Genomic DNA, 6,381 nt, shown 5'->3' with positions numbered 1-6,381 from the left:
CTATAAATTTAATACTATGTTTTGCCCCTTTAAGGGCATAAATCTGGTATCGTTCACCTAGGCTTAGATGTGTATAGTTCATGGTTGCAATCTCACTTTGGTCGGTGGATAAAAACTTTGATGCTAGCGCATCTAGGTCTTTTTTTCACCTCACATTTGGTATTGCACTTCATGTGTTAATCTAAGTAATAAAATATAACTGTAATAAATAATAAAAAAAGTTTAATACTATAAGAATAAATAAAAATAATTTGATGATATAACAATAAAAAAATACTAATACTAATACTAATACTAATACTAATAAGGCAGGATGCAACTCGGACGTTGTTATTATAAGAAGAACAATTTAGTTAATAAAAATATAGAGAATATAAAAATATAGGAAATATTATGAAGACTATTGCTTTTTTATTACACAATAACTTTGAACAAGCAGAGTATGAAGAGGTCAATGACCAATTAAAAGAAAAAGGTTATAAAACCATACTGATTACTACTGATAAACAAAAAGAAGTTCAAGGTATGAAGCAGGATGTAAATAAAGGCAAAACTTTCACGGCCGATATATTTGCTAAAGACGCAAAAGTAGAAGGTTATGATGCTCTGGTCCTGCCTGGTGGCACAGTTAATGCTGACACGATACGTGGCAATAAAGAGGCTCACGGTATTATTAAAGCGATTAATGATGCAAATAAGCCACTAGCTGTGATTTGCCACGCGCCTTGGATTCTTATTAATACTGGCATTGCTAAAGGTAAAACCTTAACGGCCTATCATTCTCTACAGACCGATTTAGAAAATGCAGGAGCAAAATTTGTAGATGAAAGCGTACACGTGGATGATAATCTTATTACCTCGCGCAACCCAGACGATATTGATAATTTTGTCAACGCTATCGATCAGGCGCTATCATAGAATCAATACTTGTAAAGCTAGCAACGTTTACTAGCTCTGAGCCATTTAAAATTTATAGACAGTCCTCACTCATTACAATAACCAGTAAAAGGAAAATACTATGTCAAATTCTAATCCAAACGAAACCAAGCTTGAGCAACAACGTTCTGACTCAGCAAAAGCTGCATTAAAAGGTCAAACCGAAGATAATCACACAGAAAATACTGAAGCCGCAGCAGATCGTATTGCTGATAATGTAGAACAAGCTAAAAAAGATAAGTAGAAGAGAAAAAATAGTCATTACTAAATAAAACGAGTACAAACGTTATAACGCGCTACTGATATGAATTTTCTTGTTGCGCTTGTTTTATAGTGGATTGACTAACGCTTAATAATAACGCTAATTTAGGAGTCGTTATGAGTAATTCATCAAAAAATATGGATCAAGAAGAAAAAAAGATCCAAAAACTGGCAGAGGACATCAACCCCAGCGAAGATACTACCCCTGATAGTTTGGCAGAAGCGACAACGGCACCTCTTGCTGATGACGAACTTGGTGGCAATGCGACTAAAAAAGATACCAATCAATAGGAAAGGTGACAGGCGACAAGCCTAACTGTAACTATAAAACTATTATGAAAAACTGCTGCTAGTTCAGCAGTTTTTTGTTATAATTACCGTCACATTTGAACTGGGTTTTAGGTGAGACACTATCCTTAACTTGTTACTGTAAGCAGATGACACGGTTAAGAGCTATTTTGTATCAATACTGCCTGTGTTTAAGTGATTGCTTCAATAACTGATTGAGCTTGTCGTACACTAGGTCAACTCTAGTAATGCAGGGTTGTCCTGAATGGCGTACAAGTATCTTTTTTACTATTCTACTGCTTTTAAAGCGCGCTCAAATTTGAGTCTGTCTTAAAGCTTTTAGCATTGCCGGAGATATTTATGCTAACTAACAACGATCGTGAACAAATCATTTCTCAATACCAGCGCGGCGAAAACGACACTGGTTCACCAGAAGTACAAGTAGCGCTATTAAGTGCACGTATCAACGATTTGCAGAACCATTTTAAAATGCACAAAGCAGATCATCATAGCCGTCGTGGTCTTATCCGTATGGTTAACACCCGTCGTAAATTGCTTGATTACCTAAAAGGTAAAGATCTTGGTCGCTACAGCACCCTTATTAGCCAGTTAGGTCTACGTCGTTAATTTAGCGACAATAGTACAAGTGGTTACTAAAACAAAAGATACCATCATTTGGTACTTTTTTAGAGTTTTTACTAAACCGCTTAGAACTTGCTTGTTGAGATTGATAAAATAGATTTTCTCTAAAAACGGTGTGGAACAGTTTCACGCCGTTTTTTTTATGCTTATGGATATGGTTTATCCAGCCAAAATAAGTTGCGCCAGTTTGATACTGTGAGCGCAACCTACAAAGAACTTGGCCAAATAAGTACTGATATACTCAAAGTCGTCACTGCAATAATCTACCTGCGTTTTGTTTTGCAATTAATTGGTCAATGGCTATAAATCACGGTAAAATAATGCAGGGTATAGGTAGGTTTGTAGCCTGACAGTCGTTAATAGAATGATTGTTTGTAGAAAGTCGTTATTTATAGAGTGGCTACTACCAATTTAAGTAGGCTAAAGCGCAAAAGATACGATGAATGGAGATTAGTGCTATCGACCCCTTTTTGATAGTATTTATAGTGAAAACTTATAGTAAGACCACATTTGAATGACCAAACGCACGCAAGAGTATGATGTCTATTATAGATAGAGACATGAGATAAATAAGTAAGGATATTGGCCTTAATTGACGTGATCCCAAAATAGGAAGCGTGTCAATTATTGGTTATATACAAAGAATTTTAATGACAAATATCAGCTTTTTATAGCGCTGATATTACTTTTGTCAGTCAACATTAGGAAGATTATATGACAATGTTTAACACCATTAAGCGTGAATTCCAGTATGGCAACCAACAGGTTGTTATCGAAACAGGTCGCGTTGCGCGTCAAGCAAACTCTATCTTGGTTCACATGGGCGGCGTTACCGTATTAGTAGCCGCTGTTGTGAAATCGGAAGCCAAAGAAGGTCAAAACTTCTTTCCGCTGACCGTGAATTACCAAGAAAAGATGTATGCTGCGGGCAAAATCCCAGGTGCTTATGGCAAACGTGAAGGCCGTGCGAGCGAGTTTGAAACACTCACTTCACGTCTAATTGACCGCCCGATTCGTCCGCTATTCCCTGAAGGCTATGTCAACGAGGTTCAAATCACGGCGACGGTTGTGTCATCAGACAAAACCCAGTCTGCAGATATTGCTGCACTCATCGGTGCTTCAGCCGCGCTAGCTATCTCTGACGCACCATTTAACGGCCCAGTCGCTGCGGCACGTGTTGGCTTTATCAATGGCGAATACGTACTCAACCCAACGCTTGAGCAGCTCACAGAAAGTGATCTGGACCTAGTCGTCGCTGGTACCAAATCTGCGGTATTGATGGTTGAATCAGAAGCTGCAGAGCTGTCAGAAGACCAAATGCTAGGTGCTGTATTGTACGGTCATGAGCAGCAACAAATCGTGATTGATAATATCGCGTCACTAGCAGAAGAGATTGGTACGGCTAAGCAACAGTATGCTGCCCCTGAGCGTGATCAAGCGTTAGAGACCAGCATGAAAGAGCAGTTCGGTACGCAAGTGGCTGATGCTTATACGATTACTGATAAGCAAGAGCGCTACACCAAGCTTGATGAAATTAAGCAATCGATTATCGAGGCACTTGCTGGTGATACTGAGTCAGAAAATTATGCTGACACCGTATCTGAATTAAAAGACATCTATAACGACCTTAAATATCGCACTGTTCGTGACAATATCTTATCTGGTAAGCCACGTATCGATGGTCGTGATCTTGAGACTGTCCGCGCCCTTGATGTGGAAGTTGGTGTATTGCCATTTACCCATGGTTCAGCACTATTTACTCGTGGTGAGACGCAAGCATTGGTTACAACCACGCTTGGTAATACGCGCGATGTGAATATGATTGACTCGCTAGCCGGTACCATTCGTGACCATTTCATGTTGCATTATAACTTCCCGCATTTCTCAGTCGGTGAAACGGGTCGTGAAGGTATTCCAAAACGTCGCGAAATCGGTCACGGCCGTTTAGCGCGCCGCGGTGTACAAGCGATGCTACCAGACAGCGAACGTTTCCCGTACGTTATCCGTGTGGTATCAGAAATCACTGAATCTAACGGTTCATCTTCAATGGCTTCTGTTTGCGGTGCAAGCTTGGCATTGATGGATGCAGGTGTACCATTAAAAGCACCGGTTGCTGGTATCGCCATGGGCTTGGTTAAAGAAGGCGAGCGTTTTGCGGTATTGTCTGACATCTTAGGTGATGAAGATCATCTTGGCGATATGGACTTTAAAGTCGCTGGTTCTAAAGACGGTATCACCGCCCTGCAGATGGATATCAAAATCGAAGGTATTACCCCAGACATCATGGAGCAAGCGTTAAAACAAGCCCATGCTGGTCGTATCCATATCTTAGACGCGATGAATAAAGTATTGCCAGAGAGCCGTACTGAAATCAACGCTCATGCACCTAACTATGCGGTTATCGAAATCAATCCAGACAAAATCCGTGACGTTATCGGTAAAGGCGGCGCAACGATTCGTCAGCTAACCGAAGAAACGGGTGCAGTTATCGATATCGATGATGCTGGTACTATTCGCATCTTTGGTGAAAACAAAGCGGCAACGAAAGCTGCTATCGGTAAAATCGAAGCAATCACTGCAGAAGTTGAAGTGGGCAAAACCTATGAAGGTACAGTCGCGCGTATCGTTGACTTCGGTGCCTTTGTCAATGTATTGCCAAATACAGACGGCCTCGTGCATATCTCGCAAATCGCAGAAGAGCGCGTTGAGAATGTATCTGACTATCTAAAAGAAGGTCAGACGGTGAAAGTCTTTGTACAAGACGTCGACAATCGTGGCCGTATCAAACTGACCATGAAAGGTATTGAGCAGAACTAATTTTTGATAATTGGTTTTAGCTGGTCTTTACTCAGTAAAAAAACCGCTTTGAGTCGCTTATTATGAGCACTCAAGGCGGTTTTTTTATGGGCGCAAAAAACTCATATTTGCAGTGCGATATTGTCTTGAAGTACTCGTCTATATCAAAGTGATTTGTGTATATCAATGTCTTTGGGAAGATGAATATCGATACGAACTTTCGGCAAACCTTGTAGATGTTGCTTTAATAACGGTAAAATATCAACATACCAATCTAATGGAAGTGGGTTTGCTACGTTAGATTCAGTGGATAATTCGGCCGCTTCACCTCGTATAGGTTTATGGATAAGTGGACGTGCCAGTAGAGCAATTCTACGGAGACCTTGGTAGCGGATAAGAGGTATGAGCTGCTGCTGTAAGTCGGCTAAGGCTGCTGTCAACCAACGCGCACGCGATGGATGATAAGGGTGGTTTGATACAACAAGATTGGCAATGTAGCTTGGTTGGTTGCCGTTATTGCTGATTCCAAGTCCAGCCTGCTCACGTGTACGTTTATGCAGTAAACAACTACCCACGCTTAGACTGCCATCACGGCAAGCGCGATAATAACGTTGATAGTTATCAGGAAATAAAGTTTTTGTTCGCGCGAGGATAGGGTCTAAAAGCACACCAGCGCTATTGACGGGTAAAATAAGCAACTGTGCGCTGCTATTTAAAATAGGGGCGTGGGTGGGTTGTAGAGTCGCCATTATCAGCCCCTTTATAAAGAATTTACATTATTTTGTATTAGGTTTTGGGTCTGTTCTTGCTTCTATTTGTGCTATTTGTTGTTCGAGCAACTCGATTTGCTCAGCTTTCATCTCTGTCAGTTGTTTATTCATCGCAACCTGCTCAGCGGCAAGCTTTTCTTGTTCGGCTAAGCGCTTACGCGTATCCTCTAAGCGATCAATTTCTTCTTTAGCCAAACTGTCTGTTTCTGGTAATGGCGCGTTTAAGATAGCCTCAGAGTCAGATGTTGTAGGGTCAGTGACCATAGGCGCTGCTTGGCTGTTATCTGCTGTCACCTCGCTATTTTCTAATTCATTTGTTTCATTTGTTTCATTGTCTATTGGTATAGAAGCAGATTGAGCCGCCCCAGTTTGCTCAGTCATCGATGGTGAGGCTGATTCACTGACAGGCTTTGGAACTTCTGGTCCGGATTGCTTTGAGACTAGATAACCGATAGCAATAAGTACTAATATAAGCACTAGCCACATTTTTTGGCGTGATTTCACAGGTTTATCTGTGGATGATTTGCTTGATAAAGGACGCATTTCTTTCTTATTCATAAGATGGTCGATTTATGTTAAAAATATAAGTAGCCATACTAGGGGCTGTATAGAATTCAAATCAGCGGCAGCCAGATAAAGACACAAGCGAGAATTACGGCAGCCTCATAGCTGGCTTTAAGCTTATCAT

Annotated in this window: 7 protein-coding genes; 5 read left to right on the top strand and 2 right to left on the bottom strand. The window is 40.8% G+C overall.

Translation table 11 applies throughout. From position 1 onward, the window contains the following. Positions 1-393: 393 nt before the first annotated feature. The 5 genes from EI161_RS12950 to pnp all read left to right on the top strand — a co-directional run bounded on the left by EI161_RS12950 (position 394) and on the right by pnp (position 4,944). Positions 394-918: a type 1 glutamine amidotransferase domain-containing protein gene (locus EI161_RS12950; protein ID WP_192524237.1), complete on the top strand. Its 525-nt coding sequence runs from the start codon at positions 394-396 to the stop codon at positions 916-918. 100 nt (positions 919-1,018) lie between these two features. Continuing rightward, positions 1,019-1,180 (top strand): hypothetical protein, encoded by a 162-nt coding sequence (locus EI161_RS12945; RefSeq protein ID WP_192529747.1) that lies wholly within the window; start codon positions 1,019-1,021, stop codon positions 1,178-1,180. A gap of 134 nt (positions 1,181-1,314) precedes the next feature. After that, on the top strand, positions 1,315-1,488 hold the full coding sequence (locus EI161_RS12940; protein ID WP_192524235.1) for a hypothetical protein: 174 nt from the start codon (positions 1,315-1,317) through the stop codon (positions 1,486-1,488). Between the two features lie 357 nt (positions 1,489-1,845). After that, a complete protein-coding gene (rpsO, locus tag EI161_RS12935) occupies positions 1,846-2,112 on the top strand; it encodes a 30S ribosomal protein S15 (protein ID WP_192524234.1) in 267 nt (88 codons plus the stop codon). A 729-nt stretch (positions 2,113-2,841) separates the two neighbouring features. Continuing rightward, a complete protein-coding gene (pnp, locus tag EI161_RS12930) occupies positions 2,842-4,944 on the top strand; it encodes a polyribonucleotide nucleotidyltransferase (protein ID WP_192529746.1) in 2,103 nt (700 codons plus the stop codon). 143 nt (positions 4,945-5,087) lie between these two features. Here pnp and EI161_RS12925 read toward each other — a convergent pair whose 3' ends face one another. Both EI161_RS12925 and EI161_RS12920 read right to left on the bottom strand, forming a co-directional pair. Next, complete coding sequence (locus EI161_RS12925; protein WP_192529745.1) at positions 5,088-5,672, bottom strand: hypothetical protein; 585 nt, start codon at positions 5,670-5,672, stop codon at positions 5,088-5,090. Between the two features lie 27 nt (positions 5,673-5,699). Continuing rightward, positions 5,700-6,251: a hypothetical protein gene (locus EI161_RS12920; protein WP_192529744.1), complete on the bottom strand. Its 552-nt coding sequence runs from the start codon at positions 6,249-6,251 to the stop codon at positions 5,700-5,702. Positions 6,252-6,381 lie beyond the last annotated feature (130 nt).

Origin of the sequence: Psychrobacter sp. FME5 (genome assembly GCF_014861375.1) — a bacterium.
Lineage (GTDB): Bacteria > Pseudomonadota > Gammaproteobacteria > Pseudomonadales > Moraxellaceae > Psychrobacter.
This window is presented reverse-complemented; position numbering and strand designations above follow the sequence as displayed.